Here is an 18,623-nt window from a genome sequence, read left to right as displayed (position 1 = left end):
ACGTATCGAAATATTGAAGGGATCATTCCTGCCGGGACTTGCACGGTCTATTCCAGCAGCGGATGCAATACTGTGCAGCCGATTCACCGATCAGTCCCCGCAGATGCCGTCATTTGTGCAGAGCCCGTTACATTTTTGCACGAAATGGCAATTAGCTGGCATACGCCACTCTTGCCTGGGTCAACCTGCGCCGCAAATGGACACCCTGGCGCTTGAAGGCCACGCGCGCGAGCGTCACCGCAGCGCTTCAACGGGATCGACGCGAGTCGCGCGGCGAGCCGGCCCGAGCGCAGCGAGCACCGCGACGCCGAGCATCACCCCGGTGATGACCGCGTAGGTCACCGGGTCCGCGGGTGTGACCTCGAAGAGCAGATCTTTCATCCACCGCCCTAGCAGGAATGCGCCGCCAAGGCCCAGCACCAGCCCGACCATCGTCAGCGCGAGTCCTTCAAACATCACCGAGCGGACGAGCTCAGCGGGCCTGCCGCCCAGCGCGAGGCGGATGCCGATCTCCCGCGTGCGCTGGGTGACCAGAAACGCGAGAACGCCATATAGGCCGATTGACGCGATGGCCAGTGCGACGCCGCCGAAGATCGTGAACAGCAGCATGTTGAACCGCTCGCGCGCGGTGAACTTCGCCACCACCTCAGCCATCGTGCCCAGCGACGCCACCGGAAGCCTGGCATCCTGCTCTCGAACCGCGGAGCGGATGGCTGGGAGAAGTGCCGATGGTTGGCCATCCGTGCGGGCCAGGAAGAAGAGAGAGAACTCCTGCTTCTGCAGCGCGGCGAGGTATAGCTGCGACTCGCCTGACTCGCGCGCGCCTTTGTTGCGCACGTGACCGACGACGCCGACCACGGTCTGGAACGGCCCTTCTTCGGTGTTGCCGTTGACCGCGATGCGCTGACCCAGCGCAGACTGCCCCGGAAAATAGGTCCGCGCAAACTCGTCGTCAACCACCACGGCCAGCGGCGCACCGAGGGTGTCGGCGTCTGAAAAGTCACGGCCCTGGAGCAGCGGGATGCCGACCGTGTCGAAGTAGCCCGGCATCGCCACCGCGAATTCAGCGTGAGGTTCGGGTATGCCCTCCACTTCAGGGCGTCCGACGATGCCCAGTGAGCCGCTCCAGCCCTGGCCGGAGAGCGGCAGAGGGTAGACGGCAGACGCGCGGGTGACGCCGGGTGTGGCCGCGAGGCGATCGCGCATGGTGCGGTGAAACGCGAAGACCTTCGATGGTTCGTTATAGGTGGCGCGTGGAATCGACAGGCGGGCCACGGCTACGCCGTCTGCGCTGACGCCGACGGGCACACTCGCCATCGCGATGAAGCTGCGGATCAGGAGCGCCGCGCCGGTGAGCACCATCACGGCCATCGCCACTTCGGCGACGACCAGTGCGCCGCGAAGGCGTCGTCGCGGCGAAGTGGTGTCGGTGCCGCGTGCCGCATCGCCCAGGGCCGACTGCGGGTCGGCGCTCGACTGTCGAAGGGCGGGGAACAGTCCCACGAGAACTCCGGTAACAAGCGCGAGCGCGGCCGCAAAGATAATGACGCTGGCGTCGATACGTGCGGTATCGAGGCGGGGAATGTTCCCGGGGTTAAGCGAGAGCAGCAATTGCAGGCCCGCCGCCGCCACGCCGAGTCCGAGCGCCGTGCCGGCCGTGGTCAGCACCAGTGTTTCCACCAGAAGCTGCTGGACCAGCCGCCGTCGGTTGGCGCCCAGGGCCGCGCGCACGGCCAGTTCGCGGCGCCGTGATGCGCCGCGCGCGAGCATGAGGTTCGCGACGTTGGTGCAGGCGATGAGCAACACGCACGCCACCGCGCCGAACAGCACGATCAAGCCGAGGCGTACGTCGCCGATCATCTGTTCGGTCAGCGACATGGACCCGAGCCGCCAGGTAACCTTCGGCTCCGCATACCGGTCGGGAAACCGGGTCTTGAACCCTTCCCCCACCCTGTCCAGATCTGCCTGAGCCTGACTCATTGAAATACCCGGCTTGAGTGACGCGAGCGTGACCAGGTACTGATTGCCGCGTTCGTCCTGAAACTGTTCCCAGCTCACGGGTATCCAGATGTCCGCACGTTCGGTCAGGTAGCCGACGGGCTCGTCCGGGAATCGCATCCCGGACGGCATGATGCCAATCACCACGCGGGGCAGCCCGGCGAGGTTGATGGTGCGGCCCACGATGGCGGGGTCTGAATCGTAGCGGCGCCGCCACAACGCATCGGTCAGCATGACAACTCGTGGTGCCCCGGTGACGCCGTCTGATGGCGCGAACGGGCGCCCGCGCTGGGGGAGCACGCCGAGCAGATCGAACAACTCGGGCGATACGGCGTACGCATTCACGCGTTCCGGCTCGCAGTCAGTGGTCAAGCAGTCGTCAGTGAGCGCTGACAGCTGGGGTCGAATTCCCGCGAGGCGCTCGAAGGCCTGCGCCTGGCTTCGGACATCGGCGAATTCTTCTGGCGATGTGGCCGCCTGCACCAGATCCGTCTTCGGGTAGGAGTTGTAGAACACCAGTGTGCGACCCGCGTTGGGATACGGCAGGTCGCGGAGCAGTACGGCATTCACCACGCTGAAGATGGCCGTGGTCGCACCAATTCCGATGGCGAGCGTCAGCAGGGCTGTGGCGGTGAACAGCGGTGTTCGCGAGAGGACACGCACGGCATACCGCGCATCCTGCATCATCGTCGGCAACCAGGGCTGGTGCGTCTTTTGTGTCTCGGTCATGGTGATGGCCTCAGTGCGTCTGGCGGCGGCCTTGATGTCGCCCATGCGTTGCATGGCTTTTGTGCGTGCGGCGTCGGGATCGAGGCCGGCCTCGATGTACCGGCGTGTCTGCATCTCGATGTGGAATTCGAGCTCTCTCGGTGTCGGTCATCTCTTAGTCGCCCCGCAGCGTGATGAGTGGGTCGATGCTCGTTGCCCGTCTCGCCGGCAGGTAGGCCGCCAGAGCCGACACCGCCAGCATCAAGGCGCCGCACGCGGCAAACGTCACCGGGTCACGCGGCGTGACGCCGTAGAGCCAGCCGGCCAGTAGTCGTGTGGTGCCAGCCGCAGCCAGGAGTCCGAGCGCCACGCCCGTCACCGACATGCCCAGCATCTGGCGGACGATGAGGGCACGAACGTCGGCGGGTTTCGCGCCAAGCGCCATGCGAATGCCGATCTCGCGGCGTCGCTGTGCCACCGACCACGCGAGCGTGGCCGCCAGGCCCACCGCGCTGAGCAGGACCGCGAGCGAGGCAAACGTCCCGAAGAGCCAGGCCCCCAGTCTCGGCAGGGCCACCTGCGACCCGATCAGGGTCTCGAGGTTTTCGATGCGGTCCACCAGTTGGCCTGGCCGCTGACGCGCCACGATCTGGCGCAGGACCGTCGGCAGTGTGGCGGCCGCGCGTGCGTCCGTGCTCACGACGAACAACGCATTGCCCATCAGCGTTTGCGCAAACGGCAGGTGGACTTCAGGACGTGTGCGGGTGTCGCTCCCCATGGACCGCGTGTCGCCGATCACGCCCACAATGGTCACGGGCGAGCCAGTGAGGCCGCCGCCGTTCAGCGTCAGCGTTGCGCCGAGGGGCTCGCGGTCAGGCATCCATCGGCGCACGAAGGCCTCGTTCACCACGGCGATTGGCGCAGCCCCCTGCTGGTCCTGATCCCTGAAACCGCGCCCACGCACGACTGGGATTTTCATCAGGTCGAAGTAGTTGGTGCTGGCCGTGCCGGTGAAGACCTCGCCTTTGGTGTTGCCGATCGCCAGGTCGAGTACGCGATGCTGCCGTACATCGGCAGATGCGTCGTGCCGGCGACCTCGCGAATGCCCGGTTGACTCGCGAGCTCTTCGCGTACGGTCTCGAAGAAGCGAAGACGTTCGTCCTCAGGAGTCGCAGGCGGCAGACGAACCAGAGCCACCTCCTTGTGTGAGGGGTCGAAGCCGGGCGCGCTCGGGCGCAGCGTGACGAACGTGCGGATCATCAGGAGTGCGCCCACCAGAATGAGCACTCCGAGCGCGAGTTCCGAGACCACCAGCACCCGCCGTGTCATTCGGCTGCCCCGGGTGTGCCCGCGGTCGCTGCTGGCGACGCTTGAGTGACTCGCTGCCGTTGAGGCTTGAACGGCGGCTACAAGCCCGGACGCGAGTCCTCCACACAGCGCCAGGCTCACACTCACTGCCAGCACGCGGCCATTGATCGTGACGGCGTCGAGGTTGGGAAGCGAGGGCGGCAGGAGCGCGATGATGGCGTCAAATCCCACAAACGCCAGCGCCACACCCGCTGCGGCGCCGGCCGTGGCCACCAGCAGGTGTTCGATGACCGTGCCACGGATGATGCGTGCCCGAGTGGCGCCAAGCGCCACCCTGATGTGAAGCTCGCGCCGGCGTCCCAGCAGCCGCTCAAGTCCCATGTTGGCGACGTTGGCAAAGGCGATCAACAGCACCGCGGCCACCGCTCCCACCAACGCCAGAAACGGACTCTGCAGGTCTCCGGTCGTGCCATCGGTGAGCGGCGTCAGTTTCAGCGCTCTGCCACTCGCGTTCCTGAGCGCCGCCGTACCCAACTCCATCGTCGCGTCAGGGCTGAGGCGGACCAGCGCATTCACCGTGTTGCCTGGTGGACGGCAGCCGAATCGTTCCGACGCGCGGGTCGCCTGTCCGAGTGGTACCCAGATGTCGCGGTTGATTCTCGACAGTGGTCCATCGAAGCCCGCGGGCATCACGCCGATGATCGTCGCCGCGTGCTCGTCGAGCACGATCGTTCGGCCCAGCACGTTGGGGTCGCCACCAAGCGTGTTCTTCCAGAACTTTGCACTGACCACCGCGACGCCTGGAGCCCCGGGATGATCCTCATCCGCACTGAACCATCGTCCGATCCGGGGACGGGCGCGGAGGACGTTGACCATGGAGGACGAGAGGCACTCCACTTGCGTCCGCCTCGGAGTCTCCACGCCAGTGACGACCGGGGAGCTGATGGCGAAGATGCCAGCCGACGCAATTGGTGCCGGAAGGTTCGCCGAGAGGCCTTCGTAGAGATCGCGTGGCACGGCGCTGGTCAACCGTCCGTCCGGACCCTGTATGCGCAAATGCGCCAGGTTGTCCACATCCTCAAACGGCGACTGGAGAATCACGCCATCGACCACCGAAAAACGGCGGTGCTGGCGCCGGTGCCCATGGCGAGCATCGCGATGGTGATGGCGACGTAGCCGGGAGAGCGCCGAAGGATGCGCATCGCGTGGCGAACGTCCTGGCCGAGGCCGTGCATCCATCGCGTCTCGTTCACGGGTGGCTCCTGACTCGGCGGTCTGATGGCGTGCACAGCCTTCGCGGCAGCATCGAGGTCGCCCATGCGTGTCATGGCTTTGGCCCGCGCCGCGACGGGGTCCATGCCCGCCTCGATGTATCGGCGGGTCTGCATTTCGATGTGGAATTCGAGTTCGTCGTCGATGTGACTCATCGCATCCTCACCGAGCGTTGAAGACCTTGGTCATGGCGCCGGCCAGGGCCTTCCAACTTTGGGTGCGAATCTCCAGTTCGGTGTGACCCTTGGCGGTCAACTGGTAGACCTTCACCTGTTTGTTCAGTTCCGAGCGTTTCCATTCCGACTGGATCCAGCCCTGGCGTTCGAGCCGCGCGAGTGCCGGGTAGAGGGCGCCTTCCTGAACGGCCAGCAGGTCGTCGGTGGATTCTTCGATCCAGCGGGCGATGGCGTAGCCGTGCCGGGGCTTGTTGGCCAGGGTCTGGAGGATGAGCAGGTCGAGCGTGCCTTGGGGTAGTGGTGGCATAAGAGAGATATCCCTAAAGTTCTTATGCCTGAGACGAGATCGCTTGGGGATTGGTTGGATCCACTGGCAAAGTAGCATCCATGCTTGCGTAATACAGGCATTGTTAACCGTGTAAAAGTGGCATTATAGGGCGTGGCCTATTCTGCCCGCCTGCTCGACGGTGCCATCCAAACCCTATTCAAGCAGCTGCCCGCGTTGTTGCTCGTCGGCCCAAGGGCTTCTGGCAAGACCACCACCGCGGCTCGTCACGCGAGGTCCATGGTCCGGCTCGACACCGACGCGGAGGCCCAGGCATTCAGGGCAGATCCGGACGCTGCACTTCGCGGACTTCAGGAACCGATCCTGATCGACGAGTGGCAGATGGTGCCGGGCGTGCTTGGCGCGATCAAGCGTGCTGTGGATGCCAGGCCCGACCCCGCGCGGTTCATCATTACCGGTTCGGTGCGTGCTGAACTCGATGGCGAGTGGTGGCCCGGCACTGGGCGCGTGACGCGCTTGCCGATGTTCGGTATGACGATTCGCGAGCAGGTGGGTGCCGTCCGGGGGCCGTCGTTCATCGACCGCGTGGTGTCAGGCGCGCCCCTTGAACCGGCTCATCCCTCGCCAGATCTACGCGGATATGTCGACCTCATCTTTCAGAGCGGATTCCCGGAACCGGCTCTTCGACTGAATGGCGCGGCTCGACAACACTGGCTGGACAGCTATCTCGAGCACCTTCTGACCCGCGACGTGGAATTGATCGAATCGGGTCGTGACCCCGTTCGGCTCCGTCGTTATATGGAGGCGTATGCGCTCAACACGGCGGGCGTCGTGGATGAAAAGACGCTGTTTGATGCGGCCGGAATCAACCGCAAGACCGCGCTGGCCTACGACCGGCTTCTCAGCAATCTGTTTGTCACTGAGACTTTGCCTGCGTGGACCTCGAATCGGCTTAAGCGCCTCGTGCTTGGTCCAAAGCGCCACCTTGTCGATCCGGCACTGGCCGGCGCAGCACTGCGACTCGACACCAACGGCGCACTTCGCCAGGGCGATCTGTTCGGCCGGTTACTCGAGACCTTCGTGGTCTCGCAGATTCGCGCAGAAGTGCCGGTCAGCGAGACGCGGCCGCGTCTGTTCCATGTGCGGCAGCAGGAGGGCCGACTCGAGGTGGACATCCTGGTCGAGCTTGGGGGCGGCCGGCTCATTGCCATTGAGGTGAAGGCCGACGCCGCGCCCACCGCCGCCGCAGCCCGCCATTTGATGACGATGCGCGATCGGTTCGACAGAGAATTCGTCGCCGGCATCGTGCTTCACACGGGGCCCCGCACGTTCACGCTCTCCGACCGCATCGTCGCCGCCCCTGTATCCGCCCTGTGGGGCTGAGCGCTCCTTGTAGGGACACGCATTTCGTAGCGCGGCGTGCACTTCAACGCCGCGGCCATTCGGCGGCCTTGAGACCCAGGCCGCCCTACGAGATTCAATGGCGCGGGGAGTCGTCACGATTCCCGATATAATCCGCCCGCCCCATGTCCTTGAGCGCCGGAACCCGCATCGGCCCCTACGAAGTCGTCGGGCTCATTGGCGAAGGCGGCCCGCCTACGCTGGCGGCGGCCTCCGGCCGCCTGCTCCGGCGAGGTCTCGCCGAAGCCCAGCAGAGCCACGGTGATGATCGGTAAAACCATCGGTCCGTATCACGTCGTGGCCCTCCTGGGCGAAGGCGGAATGGGTCAGGTGTATCGGGCCAGGGACGCGAAGCTCAATCGCGACGTCGCGCTGAAGGTGTTGCCGGCTCTCCTCGCCGACGATCCCGATCGGCTCGCGAGATTCCAGCGCGAGGCGCAGGTGCTGGGCGCGCTCAACCACCCGAACATCGCGCACATTCATGGGTTCGAAGACTCAGCTGACACGCACGCGATCGTGATGGAGCTTGTCGAGGGGCCGACCCTGGCGGAGATGATTCGATCTTCGGAGGCCGGGTCTTCAGACCCGGCAAATTCGCCGGGTCTAAAGACCCGGCCTCCATTCGGAGGAATCCCCCTTGCTGACGCGTTGCCCATCGCGCGCCAGATCGCCGAGGCGCTCGAGGCCGCGCACGAACTCGGCATCATCCACCGCGACCTGAAGCCCGCCAACATCAAGGTGCGAGACGACGGTGTGGTGAAGGTGCTGGATTTTGGCTTGGCCAAAGCCTTGGACTCCAGGACTTCGGGACCCCAGGACCCCTCAAACTCGCCGACGCTCACCGCTCGCGCCACCCAGATCGGCACCATCCTCGGTACGGCGGCGTATGGCGCCGGAGCAGGCGAAGGGGCGCAGCGTTGACCGGCGCGCCGACATCTGGGCGTTCGGTGTCGTGTTGTAGCGAGATGCTGACGGCCCAGCGCTGTTTCAAGGGAGAAGACGTCTCGGACACGCTCGCGGCCGTGCTGCGGCAGGATGTGGATTGGGCCGCGCTGCCCGCCGACACGCCGCCACGACTGAAGCGCCTGCTCGAAAGGTGCCTCGATCGCGACGTGAAGCAGCGCCTGCGCGACATCGGTGAGGCGCGCGTCGAGATTGCGAAGATCGAAGCGGGCGCGCCTGACACGTCGGTGGTGAGCGTCGCGAGTGCGGCTGCTGCGCCTGTGCCAGCTCGCAGCGCCGCCGTCCCCTGGGCCATCGCGGCCGTCACCACCATTTCACTCGTGACTGCTCTGGTGATGTGGGCGCCGTGGAAGGCCGCACCGCCTGCGCAGGCGATGCACCTCTCGATCGTGCCTCCCGCGGCGCTGGCGTACGCCTCCGCCACATTCGAGCGGAGCCTGGCGATTTCGCCAGACGGCACACGCGTGGTGTATGTGTCAGCCCCGGACGGCAAGCTTGTGGTGCGAGCGATCGACAGTATCGAAGCAGAACCGATCCCGGGCATCACGGGCGCGCGCCAGCCGTTTTTTTCATACGACGGAAAGTGGATCGGGTTTTCACAGGGCGCGACCGAGCTGAAGAAGGTCTCGATTACGGGCGGACCCGCCGTGACGATCTGCAAGCTCACGGCTCCACCGCGCGGGGCCACCTGGGGTGCCGATGACACGATTGTGTTCGCCACCGCCGGCACAACCATCGGCTTGCTCTCGGTACCATCCGGAGGAGGACAGGAACCCAAGGAACTGACAAAGCCCGGCGCTGGCCTGGGCGATCACCTCTTTCCCACTCTGCTGCCGGTGGCTGAGCCGTGCTCTTCACCATCGTCTCGGCGGCGGCCGAGAACTCGGAGGTCGCCGTGCTCGATCTCAACACCGGTGAGCAGAAGATCCTGATTCGAGGCGGCAGCCAGGCGGAATACGTCGCGCCCCTCGGCGGTGCTCGGGGCGGGCCCGGCTACCTCGTGTATGGCGTGGCAGGCACGCTTCGTGCGGTTCGGTTTGATCTGAAGACATTGGAAGTCCGGGGAGATGCGGTGCCGGTGGCCGACCGTGTCACCATGGGCCCGAACGGTTCCGCGCAGTTCGCCGTGTCAGAGACCGGTGCCCTCACGTACGCGCCAGGTTCCTACAGCGTGGAAGGTGCCAGGCGTTCCCTGATCTGGCTGGATCGGAAAGGCCAGGAAACCCCCATCAACAATGCACCCCTTCAGGAATATGCCGCGTTGCACCTCTCACCAGACAACACGAGCGTGGCCGTCCAGATCAACAGTGTCCTCAACTCCGACATTTGGGTGTGGCGATTCAAGGATGAGACCCTGGAGAAGCTGACACTGGACAACGCCAGCGACGGCGCACCGGTCTGGACGCCCGACAGCCGCCGCATCGTGTTTCGAAGCAATCGTGCAGGGCCGGACTATCAACTGTTCTCGCAAGCCGCCGACAACTCTGGAACGGTGGACCAGCTGACGACCGCAGCCACCAATCACGCCCCCACCGGTTTTGCCGGCGCCAACCAGTTGCTGTTCACCGAATATGGAATGAACAACAGCAACGACCTCGCGATGATGACGATGGACACGCGCCAGAGGACGCCACTCGTCGCGACGCCAGTCGAAGAGCGGAATGGAACCGTCTCGCCCGATGGCCGTTTTATCGCCTACGAATCGTCGAAGTCCGGCGAATTCCAGGTCTTTGTTTCGCAGTTCCCAGACGTGAACGCGGGGACCCGGCAGATTTCCACCACCGGTGGCGTCAAACCCGCATGGTCTTCCGACGGCAAGGAACTGTTTTACCAGAGACCGGTTGCCGGGCAAGGGGCCGGTGAGCTGTATGTCGCGGCCGTCGCCACAACTCCGGTCTTCAGCCATGGCCCTCCCGTGAAGCTGTTCGACCTTCGAGGGATTCTGGTCTCTCCTATCGCTCCGTCCTGGGACGTCTCGCGCGACGGCAAACGGTTCATCGCGATCAAAGGCGACGCGACAACTACCGCGCTGGACCAGGGCGCCAACCGGCCTCCGTTTGTCTTCATCGTCAATTTTGCCGAGGAGCTGCGAGGCAAGCTCGGCGTGAATCGATAGTTGACGGCAGTACGTAGCTCGCCTGGTCCTCAAGGCCGAGGCGACACTCGGGCTTGAGGAGCAGCCCGGGTGAATTCAAGCGGTGATTGCAACGGTCCACGGAGGTGGAGCGTGCAAGCATTCGACATGAGCGAAGTCCTGAAAGCAGAGATCTGGGCGCGGCGACAACGGGGCGAAACGACGCGGCGATGGGGGCGGCGGTCGGCGCGTCGGGCCAAACGATCCATAGCGTGATTCGCGAGTGGGGCGGCATCCCGCCGCGTCCCCGGCGTCGCGCCCCGCGGACGCTGACGGCGGCGGAGCGCGAGGAGATTTCGCGTGGGGTGGCGGCCCACGACAGCTTCGCGGCCATCGGCCGACGGCTGCACCGTCCGACGTCGACCATCAGCCGCGAAGTGCATCGGCATGGCGGACGCACGCGGTATCGCGCGGCCACCGCCGACCACGCGGCGTGGCGGCGGGCCCGGCGCCCGAAGCCCTGTCGGTTGGCCCAGCAGCCGCGCTTACGCGCGGTCGTCGCGGCCGCCTTGACGCAGGATTGGTCGCCGCAGCAGATTGCCGCGTGGTTGCGGCGACGCTACCGTGATAATCCCGAGATGCAAGTCTCACACGAGACGATTTATCGCAGTCTGTTTGTCCAGGCCCGCGGCGTCCTCAAGCGCGCCCTCGTGCAGCATTTACGACGCGCGGGGGCGTTGCGACGCCCCCGGCGCCGGCCCGCCCTGACGCACTCGCGCATTGCGGATCTGGTCTCGATTCGGGAGCGGCCGGCCGAGGCGACCGATCGCGCCGTCCCGGGTCACTGGGAAGGCGATCTGCTCCGCGGGGCGCACCACTCCCACATTGCCACGCTGGTCGAACGGCACTCGCGGTTCGTGATGCTGGTGCGCACGCCGCAGATCGATGCGCCCAGCGTCGCGCGCACCCTCGCGCGTCACATTCGGCAGCTACCGCCACAGCTGCGACGCTCGCTCACCTGGGATCGGGGATCGGAGATGGCGGCCCATCGGCAATTCACGATGGCCACCAACGTGCAAGTGTATTTCTGCGATCCGCAGAGCCCGTGGCAGCGCGGAACCAACGAAAACACCAATGGGCTGCTCCGGCAGGCTTTCCCGAGGGCACGGACCTGCGCACCTTCAGCCAGGCGAAACTCAACCGGATTGCGGATCGGCTCAATACGCGTCCGCGCAAAACGCTCGATTATGAAACGCCTGCGGATAGACTAGCGGCGGCCGTTGCATCGACCGCGTGAATCGAACCGAGCTACGTACCTTAAAGTAGCTGCTTCCCTTCATGGCCACGCCCCCCAACCCCCGTCGCGCTTCGAAGCAGCGGTATCAGGATTTCCGTCAGGCGTACCGGCTCGGCACGCTCGATCAAAGTGACGATGAGCCGGCGGGGGAAGGCGGCGCGTCTGGAGCACCGTCTGCAGAGAAAAACGCGAAGCGGCGCCAGAACCTGCGCGCCTACGTTCGTCGGTTGTGGCCCCACCGCTCCGCCGTGGCACTGGTGGTCTTCCTGTCGCTGCTGGTTGCCGTGCTGCAGATGGTGGAGCCGCTGTTCATGCGGTTCATCATCGACGACGTCCTGCTCGACACCACGCTCGACAACGCGTCGCGACTGACGCGGCTGAACCTGGGCGGCGCTGGATTCCTGGCGCTCGTCATCGCGTCGAGCCTGATCGGCGTGTTCAAGGACTACCGGCAGCGCCTGCTGAACTCCCGGATCATGCTGTCGCTCAGGCGGGCGCTGTTCGACCGCCTCCTGCACCTGCCGCTCCCCAAACTGTGGGAGATGAAGACCGGCGGCATCCTGTCGCGCCTGACCGGTGACGTCGACACCACGACGGGCCTTCTTCAACTCGCAATCATGTCGCCCGCCATCTCGGTGTTCCGGCTGATCGTGGCGGTGAGCATCCTCATGGCCCTCAACTGGCGGCTGGCCCTGACCGCGATAGCGATCATTCCCGGCGCCATGCTGGTGAGCTTCGTGTTCTCGAAACGTGTGCGGCCCATCTACCGCGTGGTGCGGAAGGACGTGGAGGAAATCGACGGTCGCGTCGGCGAAACGTTTTCCGGCATCCGAGTGGTTCGCGCCTTCGGCCGCGAGACTCGTGAGCTGTTGTTGTACCTGCTGGGCCGGCACGCTGTGCTTCGCAAAGAGATGTTCGCTCAGCGACGCGAACTCGTCTTGTGGGGCTCCTGGGGCCTGCTCGTGTCGGGCGTCAACGTCGTGATCATCTGGTATGGCGGCTACTTGTACCTGCAGGGTGGCGCGTCCATCGGCGACATCATGGCGTTCCAGTGGTTCACGTTCCTGCTCCTCAACCCCGTCTGGAACATCGTCAATTCATTCTCCGAGTTGCAGCGGTCGCTGGCGGCCATGGAACGCGTGTTCGACGTGCTCGCGATGGAGAACGACAAGCCAGACCGCATCGATGCACGCCACGCGCCGGAACTGGTGACGGGCGTCCAGTTCGACGACGTGGAGTTTGAGTACCGGGAAGGTCAGCCGGTGGTGCGCGCGTTCGACGTCACCGTGCCTGGCGGTTCGGTGGTGGCGCTGGTTGGCCGCAGTGGAGCAGGCAAGACCACAGTGACGGATCTGGTGGCGCGGTTTCACGACCCCACGCGCGGCCGCATCCTCGTGAACGGCACCGACATCCGCGATTTCACACTCCGCTCCTATCGCCGACTGCTCGCCATCGTCCAGCAGGACGTCTTTCTCTTCGACGGGTCCGTGCGCGACAACATCGCCTACGGACGGCACAATGCGACCGCCGAAGAAGTGGAGGACGCCGCGCGCAGGGCGAACGCGCACGAGTTCATCGCAAAGATGCCTGGTGGCTACGACACGTTTGTGGGGGAGCGAGGCGTGAAACTGTCGGGTGGACAGCAACAGCGCCTCGCGATCGCGCGCGCCATCCTGGCCTCGCCACAGATTCTCATTCTGGACGAGGCGACGAGCAATCTGGATACCGAGAGCGAGCAACTCATTCAGGCGGCCATGGCGTCGCTGCTGGCAGGGAGAACGACGTTCATCATCGCGCATCGGCTGTCCACGATTCGGCGGGCCGACATGATCCTGCTGATGGCGGACGGCCGCATCGTGGAGCGCGGCACACACGAGCAGTTGATGGCCGCCGGCGGCGAATACGCGGCCATGGTGGTGCGGCAGATGCAGCAACAGCAGCAGGACGAGGCGGAAGCGCGCGCAGACACCGCGCCGGTGATATAGGTACTGTCACCATGATTGATGTTCGTGCCGAAATTGAAATTGCCGCGTCCCCTGCCACTATCGCGGGCGTGATGTTCGACCCGCAGCGTTATGCGGAATGGATGAGCGCGGTGGAGCGGGTGGAGGTGCTCGATCCCGCGCTGGCGCCGGGTGCGCGCGTGCGGCACCACGGCAAGTTCATGGGCCAGCCGCTGACGTGGACCACCGAGGTGGAGACCGTGCACTTTCCCCACGTGCTGGCGTTCAAGATCGTGGATGGCCCGTTTGTGGGATCCGCCCGCATCGGCATTCAGCGATCGGGCGGGCTCTCGCGTGCAGGTCCAGAACACGGGTGAACTTAAAGACATGCCGTTCATTCCCGAGTCGATGGTGACCGGCCCGCTCCAGTCGGGCCTTCAGGCGGATCTGGCGCGGCTCAAGGCGCTCATAGAAAAGTAGTTGCCGGGTCTAAAGACCCGGCCTCCGAAGACCGACTTCGGGACCCCGGGACTCCGGGACCCCGACAACGCTTCAAGCGTCCGTCATCGGACGCATGACGCGTGTGACGAAAAACTTCGTGACTTTTGACGAAGAGTTACGTCAAACTCCGTGACGACTTCCTGATGGCACTTTCCGCGCTAGTTCACGACGTCCTTCGCGACATCGCGCTTGCCCTGCGGCAATTGGCCCGCCAGCGCGGGTTTGCCGTGGTGGCCCTCCTTACGCTGGCGTTAGGAATTGGCGCGCCCACGGCGATCTTCTCGGCTGTGCACGCCGTGCTGCTGCGGCCCCTGCCGTACGCAGACGCCGACCGCATCGTGCGATTCCGCATGGAGTCGCAAAGCCCGCGTGGCAGCGTGGGCTTTGATGCGCTGCCGGTGTCCGAGGCGCTCCAGTGGGCCGCAGACACGGTCACGCTCGAAGAGATGGCGCTCTTCAACGACTCCGCCAAGACGCTGACAACGCCTGAAGGCCCGGTGAGGCTCATCGGACTGTCGGCCACGCCCAATTTGTTCGCCCTTCTTGGCACGGCGCCGGCGGCCGGCCGGCCGTTTGATGCCGGCACACGCGATGTCAGGCAGATCGTGCTAAGCCACACCACCTGGCAGCGGTACTTCGGCGCCAACACCTCGATCGTCGGCACATCGATCACGCTCGATGGCGACTCGTTCCTCGTCACAGGCGTGATGCCAGAAGCCTTCGCGTTTCCGACACCAGAAACCGCGTTCTGGGTGCCCCAACTACTGGAGATCGGAGGGGGGCGCGGGATGGTGTTGCCTGCCATCGCGCGGCTGCGGCCCGGCATCATTGTCGATGCAGCGGTCACCGAGGGCATGCGCCACCTGACCGATGGCGGAGACCCGAGAGTCCAGTCCACGCTGTTGGCTCGCACCCTGCAGGATCAGATGGTGGGCAAGTACGGGCGCGTGTTGTGGGTGCTGCTGGCCGCAGTCGGACTGGTGTCGGTCATTGCGACAGTCAACATCGCGTTGCTTCTACTGACGCGAGGCGCGGGCCGCGCGCGCGAATTTTCGATTCGACTGGCTCTTGGTGCCGGCCGCGGCCGACTGGTGCGGCAACTCTTCGTGGAAGGCACGACCCTCGCGATCCTCGGTGGCATGGCTGGGCTCATCGTGGGCAAACTGGCGCTCGCGGCACTCGTTCACATCGCGCCACCCGATCTGCCCCGGCTTGAGGAAGCCGGCCTCGATCCACTTGTGCTCAGCTTCACGGCGGCGCTGGTGGTGGTGGCCAGTGCCGCGTTTGGCGTGTTGTCGGCGGGACGGGTCATCACCCTCGACGGTATCCGTACCCTGGCGCGCGCAGCGACGGAATCCAGCCTCGTTCCAGTGGTTGTGGCGCGCCGGAAACTGAACGCGTTGGCTGCCGCAGAGTTGGCGCTCACCGTGGTGTTGCTCGTCGGCGCCGGCCTGTTGCTACGTTCGTTCGTCAGCCTCGTGCTTGTGGATCAGGGCTTCGACCCGCACAACGCCCTCGCGGTGCAGGTCACGCTGCCGCTCGCGCGGTATCCGAGCCCCGATGCCCGCCTGGCATTCCACGAACGACTGATCGAACGAGCGCGAGGCCTTCAAGGCGTGAGCCACGTGGGCCTGACCACCTCCATGCCGAACCGGCAGCCCACCGGCCGCTTTGCGTATGACCCGATCGGCACCTCGATGTTCGCGGATCCGTTCACATTGCAGGTCGCGGAAGTGCGCATGGTGAGCGCGGGATTCCTGGAGGCCGCCGGCCTTCAGCTGCTCTCGGGCCGGACGTTCACTGACAAAGACACCGAAGGGTCTGAGTTGGTGATGGTGTTGTCGCAACGCCTGGCGCGACTCCACTTTCCCGGCCGCGATCCGATTGGCGCGATGCTCTATTCCGAGTCGGGCAGCCGTCGTGTGATTGGTGTCGTGCGCGATGTGATGCCCGCGGGGCAGGCTTCGCAGGGTGTCACATCGGACCCGGCCGCCTACATCCCGCTGCGCCAGTCGAAGGATGTGCTGTCGTGGATGGCCACCGTGACGTTGGTCTTCCGCGGTACCGGCGCCGCCGCACAGCCGGGTCAGGTGCGCGCGATGGTGTCATCGCTTGATCCTGAGATGCCCATCTTTAATGTTCGGACGCTGGACGAAGAGGTGGCCGGGCTTGTGGCAGGACCGAGATTCAGCGCCACGGCACTTGGGCTCTTCGCTCTGGTGGCCCTCGTGATGGCGGCCGTCGGCGTGTACGGCGTCATGGCCTACAGCGCCAGTCGTCGCACGCGCGAAATTGGCGTACACATGGCGCTGGGCGCCACGCCCGCGCAGGTGCTTCGCGTGATCATGCGCGATGGTGTGCTGGTGGTGTTCACGGGCCTGGCTGCGGGCCTGCTGGCTGCGATGTGGCTGGCCCAGTCACTCACAGGGCTTCTGCACGAAGTGACGCCCGCAGACCCGGTGGCTCTCGTGACCGTGGCCCTGCTGCTTTCGGCCATTGGTCTCGTCGCCGTCCTCATTCCCGCGTGGAGAGCGACTCGCGTCAGCGCCCTCGCCGCGCTTCGTCACGACTGACGCTCATTGAACTGGAGAATACACATGCTGAAAGCTCGTAAGACCTCTGAGGTCGTTTCCGCTGGTTGGTACTCAAAACGACCTCAGAGGTCGTTTTTCCTTGCGCTTGCTCTTATGGTGACTTCAACACTCGGTGCGCAAGAGCGCCGGCAGGGCGGCCCGCCGCCCTACGACCCATCGAAGGAGGTCACGGTCTCAGGCACGGTCACCGGAACCGAGACGATCGAGGTGCCCGATGGGACGCGAGTCATCCTGATGCTCACCGTGAATGGCGCGCCGCTGGGCGTGATTCTCGGCCCCGAGGCCTGGGTGCAGAAACAGGGAGTGGCGTTCACCAAGGGCGCCACCGTGCAAGTTGTCGGATTGTCCGGATACAAGTACAACGGAAATCCCGCGATGCAGCCGCGCTCGGTCAAAGTCGGAGCGAAGACGCTGACACTGCGCGACGCAACCGGCAAGCCGCTGTGGGAGTAGGGTGGTGGTGCGCCCCCCCTCGGCCTTGAGGAACAGGCCGAGCTACGTACGGTGGGAGCCTTCGTAGCGCGCGGCTTGTCTTCGTAGCGCGGCCTGGGTCTCAAGGCCGCGAATCACGGCGCGCTTGAGACCCAGCGCGCCCTACGTGACGTCACACTAACGTTGCGGCGTCCGTGGAAGGCTCACGGCATCAGCCGGAGGCGGCCCTCCTGAGGCAGGGCCAGGCATCCTGGACCGCATCTTCACATCCAGAGGCAGGTCTGGCGGGACCACCGCCGTCAGCGCGATCATGATTGCCGCCACCAGCGATGCGGTGGCCAGCACCGCAATTCCGCGCATCGGCGTCAACATCGGCCGTGGGTGGCCCACGATGCGTTGGATTCGATCGAGGAGCGTGCCAGATGCCGCCGCCACGGCCAGGCGGCAATCATCGCGCGCATCGTCCAACGCCGCGAGCGCTCGAGCGTAATCAGCCGGGTCCGATCCCACGCCGACGGCCACGTCGTCGCAGCAGTACTCGCGCTCGGTGCGGATGCGGCGCGAGATCCAGTGTGCGGCGGGATGGTGGAAGAGCACCGTTTCCGCGGCCATCTGGATGAGGTTCGCAAGATAGTCTCGCCGGCGGACATGGGCGAGTTCGTGGGCGAGGATTGCGCGCAACTGTCGCGGCGCGAGTGAGGCTGCGGTGCCGACGGGCAGCAGAATGGTCGGTCGTATCCAGCCGAGCACCATCGGCACGGTGGCGCGGCGCGAACGGCGCACATCGACGCTGGTTCGCAGCGAGAGTTGCGAGCGAAGTTCGGCTACTACGGACTCGAGCGGCTCACCAGCTTCGTCGAGGTCGAGTCGCTGGAGCTGTTGCGCGCGACGCCACTCGCGTCCAATTTTCACGGCGTAGAGGATCAGGCCACCGAGCCACAGTGCGGCTGCCGCGGGAACCACGAAGGCTCGCACCTCGACCACCGCCGGAAGGCCGACGGCGTCATCAATGGCGAGCATCACCGGGCGGCGGATGCTTTCGCCCATGGGGTCAGCGGAGGCGAGCGCAGTGGCGAGCGGCAGCGCAACCATGGCAACCAGGCCGGCGAACGCCACCAGGTGGCGGACCCGTGCCCTCGAGTCGGGCAGGATGCTCAGGATCAAGGCGGCAACTCCCGCCAGGAGTGTGCACTGCCACAACGAGTGGATGACCGCCCATCCGAGAACCGTCAGGCTCATTTCGTTTTCCTTTCCTTCTTTGAGCCGCCATCCATCGCGTCGAGCAGCTCGCGAATCTGCCGGCGCTCATCTGGCGACGCCTTCTTGTCGGAGAGTGCCTGCATCGCCAGGCTGGCCGACGAGCCGCCGAACGCCCGGCTGACCAGATCGCGGACGATGCCCTGTTGGACATGACGTTCAGGCCGGGCTGCCCGGTAGACCTGCGGACGAACGGTTTCGTCCCTGACCAGGGACCCCTTCTCGGTCATGATCTGCATGAATTTGAGGACGGTGGAGTACCCGATCTCGCGATCCTGTTCCATCGTGCGGTAGACCTCGCGCACGGTGCTGGGTCCGCGCTTCCAGATCACGCGCAGGATCTCGAGTTCGCTTGAGGTGGGCAGCGGCACGTCACTCGGAGGCATTGGCGCGATATTACACGAAGACTTTCG

General features: G+C 65.2%; 16 protein-coding genes and 1 pseudogene. 10 read left to right on the top strand and 7 right to left on the bottom strand.

The window, feature by feature from the left end:
• Nucleotides 1–234: 234 nt before the first annotated feature.
• From IPL75_22610 to IPL75_22590, 5 genes are read right to left on the bottom strand one after another with little or no spacing between them, the layout of a single operon-like run.
• Nucleotides 235–2,841, bottom strand: a complete 2,607-nt coding sequence (locus tag IPL75_22610; GenBank protein MBK9242987.1) for an ABC transporter permease — start codon at nt 2,839–2,841, stop codon at nt 235–237.
• Between the two features lie 40 nt (nt 2,842–2,881).
• Nucleotides 2,882–3,685: an FtsX-like permease family protein gene (locus tag IPL75_22605; GenBank protein MBK9242986.1), complete on the bottom strand. Its 804-nt coding sequence runs from the start codon at nt 3,683–3,685 to the stop codon at nt 2,882–2,884.
• The gene (locus IPL75_22600; GenBank protein ID MBK9242985.1) at nt 3,685–5,115 is read right to left on the bottom strand and encodes an ABC transporter permease; all 1,431 of its coding nucleotides are present in this window, start codon (nt 5,113–5,115) and stop codon (nt 3,685–3,687) included. Before IPL75_22600 ends, IPL75_22605 begins: the two co-directional genes overlap by 1 nt.
• Nucleotides 5,112–5,441 carry a hypothetical protein gene (locus IPL75_22595; protein MBK9242984.1) on the bottom strand — a complete coding sequence of 110 codons (330 nt, stop codon included), beginning with the start codon at nt 5,439–5,441 and terminating at the stop codon, nt 5,112–5,114. Before IPL75_22595 ends, IPL75_22600 begins: the two co-directional genes overlap by 4 nt.
• 7 nt (nt 5,442–5,448) lie before the next feature.
• Nucleotides 5,449–5,769 carry a PadR family transcriptional regulator gene (locus IPL75_22590; protein ID MBK9242983.1) on the bottom strand — a complete coding sequence of 107 codons (321 nt, stop codon included), beginning with the start codon at nt 5,767–5,769 and terminating at the stop codon, nt 5,449–5,451.
• A gap of 150 nt (nt 5,770–5,919) precedes the next feature.
• On the opposite strand from IPL75_22590, the gene IPL75_22585 reads away from it, so the two are divergent.
• The 10 genes and pseudogenes from IPL75_22585 to IPL75_22540 all read left to right on the top strand — a co-directional run bounded on the left by IPL75_22585 (nt 5,920) and on the right by IPL75_22540 (nt 16,974).
• The gene (locus tag IPL75_22585; GenBank protein MBK9242982.1) at nt 5,920–7,131 is read left to right on the top strand and encodes an ATP-binding protein; all 1,212 of its coding nucleotides are present in this window, start codon (nt 5,920–5,922) and stop codon (nt 7,129–7,131) included.
• A gap of 143 nt (nt 7,132–7,274) precedes the next feature.
• A complete protein-coding gene (locus tag IPL75_22580; GenBank protein ID MBK9242981.1) occupies nt 7,275–7,424 on the top strand; it encodes a hypothetical protein in 150 nt (49 codons plus the stop codon).
• Entirely contained in the window at nt 7,411–8,070 is a 660-nt protein-coding gene (locus IPL75_22575; protein ID MBK9242980.1) for a serine/threonine protein kinase, read from the top strand. Before IPL75_22580 ends, IPL75_22575 begins: the two co-directional genes overlap by 14 nt.
• Before the next feature lie 44 nt (nt 8,071–8,114).
• Complete coding sequence (locus IPL75_22570; protein MBK9242979.1) at nt 8,115–9,044, top strand: PD40 domain-containing protein; 930 nt, start codon at nt 8,115–8,117, stop codon at nt 9,042–9,044.
• The gene (locus tag IPL75_22565; GenBank protein MBK9242978.1) at nt 8,960–10,228 is read left to right on the top strand and encodes a PD40 domain-containing protein; all 1,269 of its coding nucleotides are present in this window, start codon (nt 8,960–8,962) and stop codon (nt 10,226–10,228) included. The genes IPL75_22570 and IPL75_22565 overlap by 85 nt, the downstream gene beginning before the upstream one ends.
• 221 nt (nt 10,229–10,449) lie before the next feature.
• Nucleotides 10,450–11,483 (top strand): annotated as a pseudogene (locus IPL75_22560) (IS30 family transposase).
• Between the two features lie 41 nt (nt 11,484–11,524).
• Complete coding sequence (locus IPL75_22555) at nt 11,525–13,468, top strand: ABC transporter ATP-binding protein (GenBank protein MBK9242977.1); 1,944 nt, start codon at nt 11,525–11,527, stop codon at nt 13,466–13,468.
• 11 nt (nt 13,469–13,479) lie between these two features.
• Nucleotides 13,480–13,803, top strand: coding sequence for an SRPBCC family protein (locus IPL75_22550; GenBank protein ID MBK9242976.1), 324 nt, complete (start codon nt 13,480–13,482; stop codon nt 13,801–13,803).
• Nucleotides 13,804–14,031: 228 nt separating this feature from the next.
• The gene (locus tag IPL75_22545; protein MBK9242975.1) at nt 14,032–16,500 is read left to right on the top strand and encodes an ABC transporter permease; all 2,469 of its coding nucleotides are present in this window, start codon (nt 14,032–14,034) and stop codon (nt 16,498–16,500) included.
• Between the two features lie 114 nt (nt 16,501–16,614).
• Nucleotides 16,615–16,974: a hypothetical protein gene (locus IPL75_22540; protein ID MBK9242974.1), complete on the top strand. Its 360-nt coding sequence runs from the start codon at nt 16,615–16,617 to the stop codon at nt 16,972–16,974.
• Nucleotides 16,975–17,130: 156 nt separating this feature from the next.
• On the opposite strand, the gene IPL75_22535 is transcribed toward IPL75_22540, so the two are convergent.
• A complete protein-coding gene (locus IPL75_22535) occupies nt 17,131–18,192 on the bottom strand; it encodes a M56 family metallopeptidase (GenBank protein MBK9242973.1) in 1,062 nt (353 codons plus the stop codon).
• Nucleotides 18,189–18,596, bottom strand: a complete 408-nt coding sequence (locus IPL75_22530; GenBank protein MBK9242972.1) for a BlaI/MecI/CopY family transcriptional regulator — start codon at nt 18,594–18,596, stop codon at nt 18,189–18,191. The genes IPL75_22535 and IPL75_22530 overlap by 4 nt, the downstream gene beginning before the upstream one ends.
• Nucleotides 18,597–18,623: the final 27 nt, after the last annotated feature.

It is taken from the genome of Acidobacteriota bacterium, assembly GCA_016716905.1.
Classification (GTDB): Bacteria; Acidobacteriota; Vicinamibacteria; order Vicinamibacterales; family SCN-69-37; genus SYFT01.
Note: the sequence above shows the minus strand (reverse complement) of the source record. Positions and strands in the feature narration are given on the sequence as shown.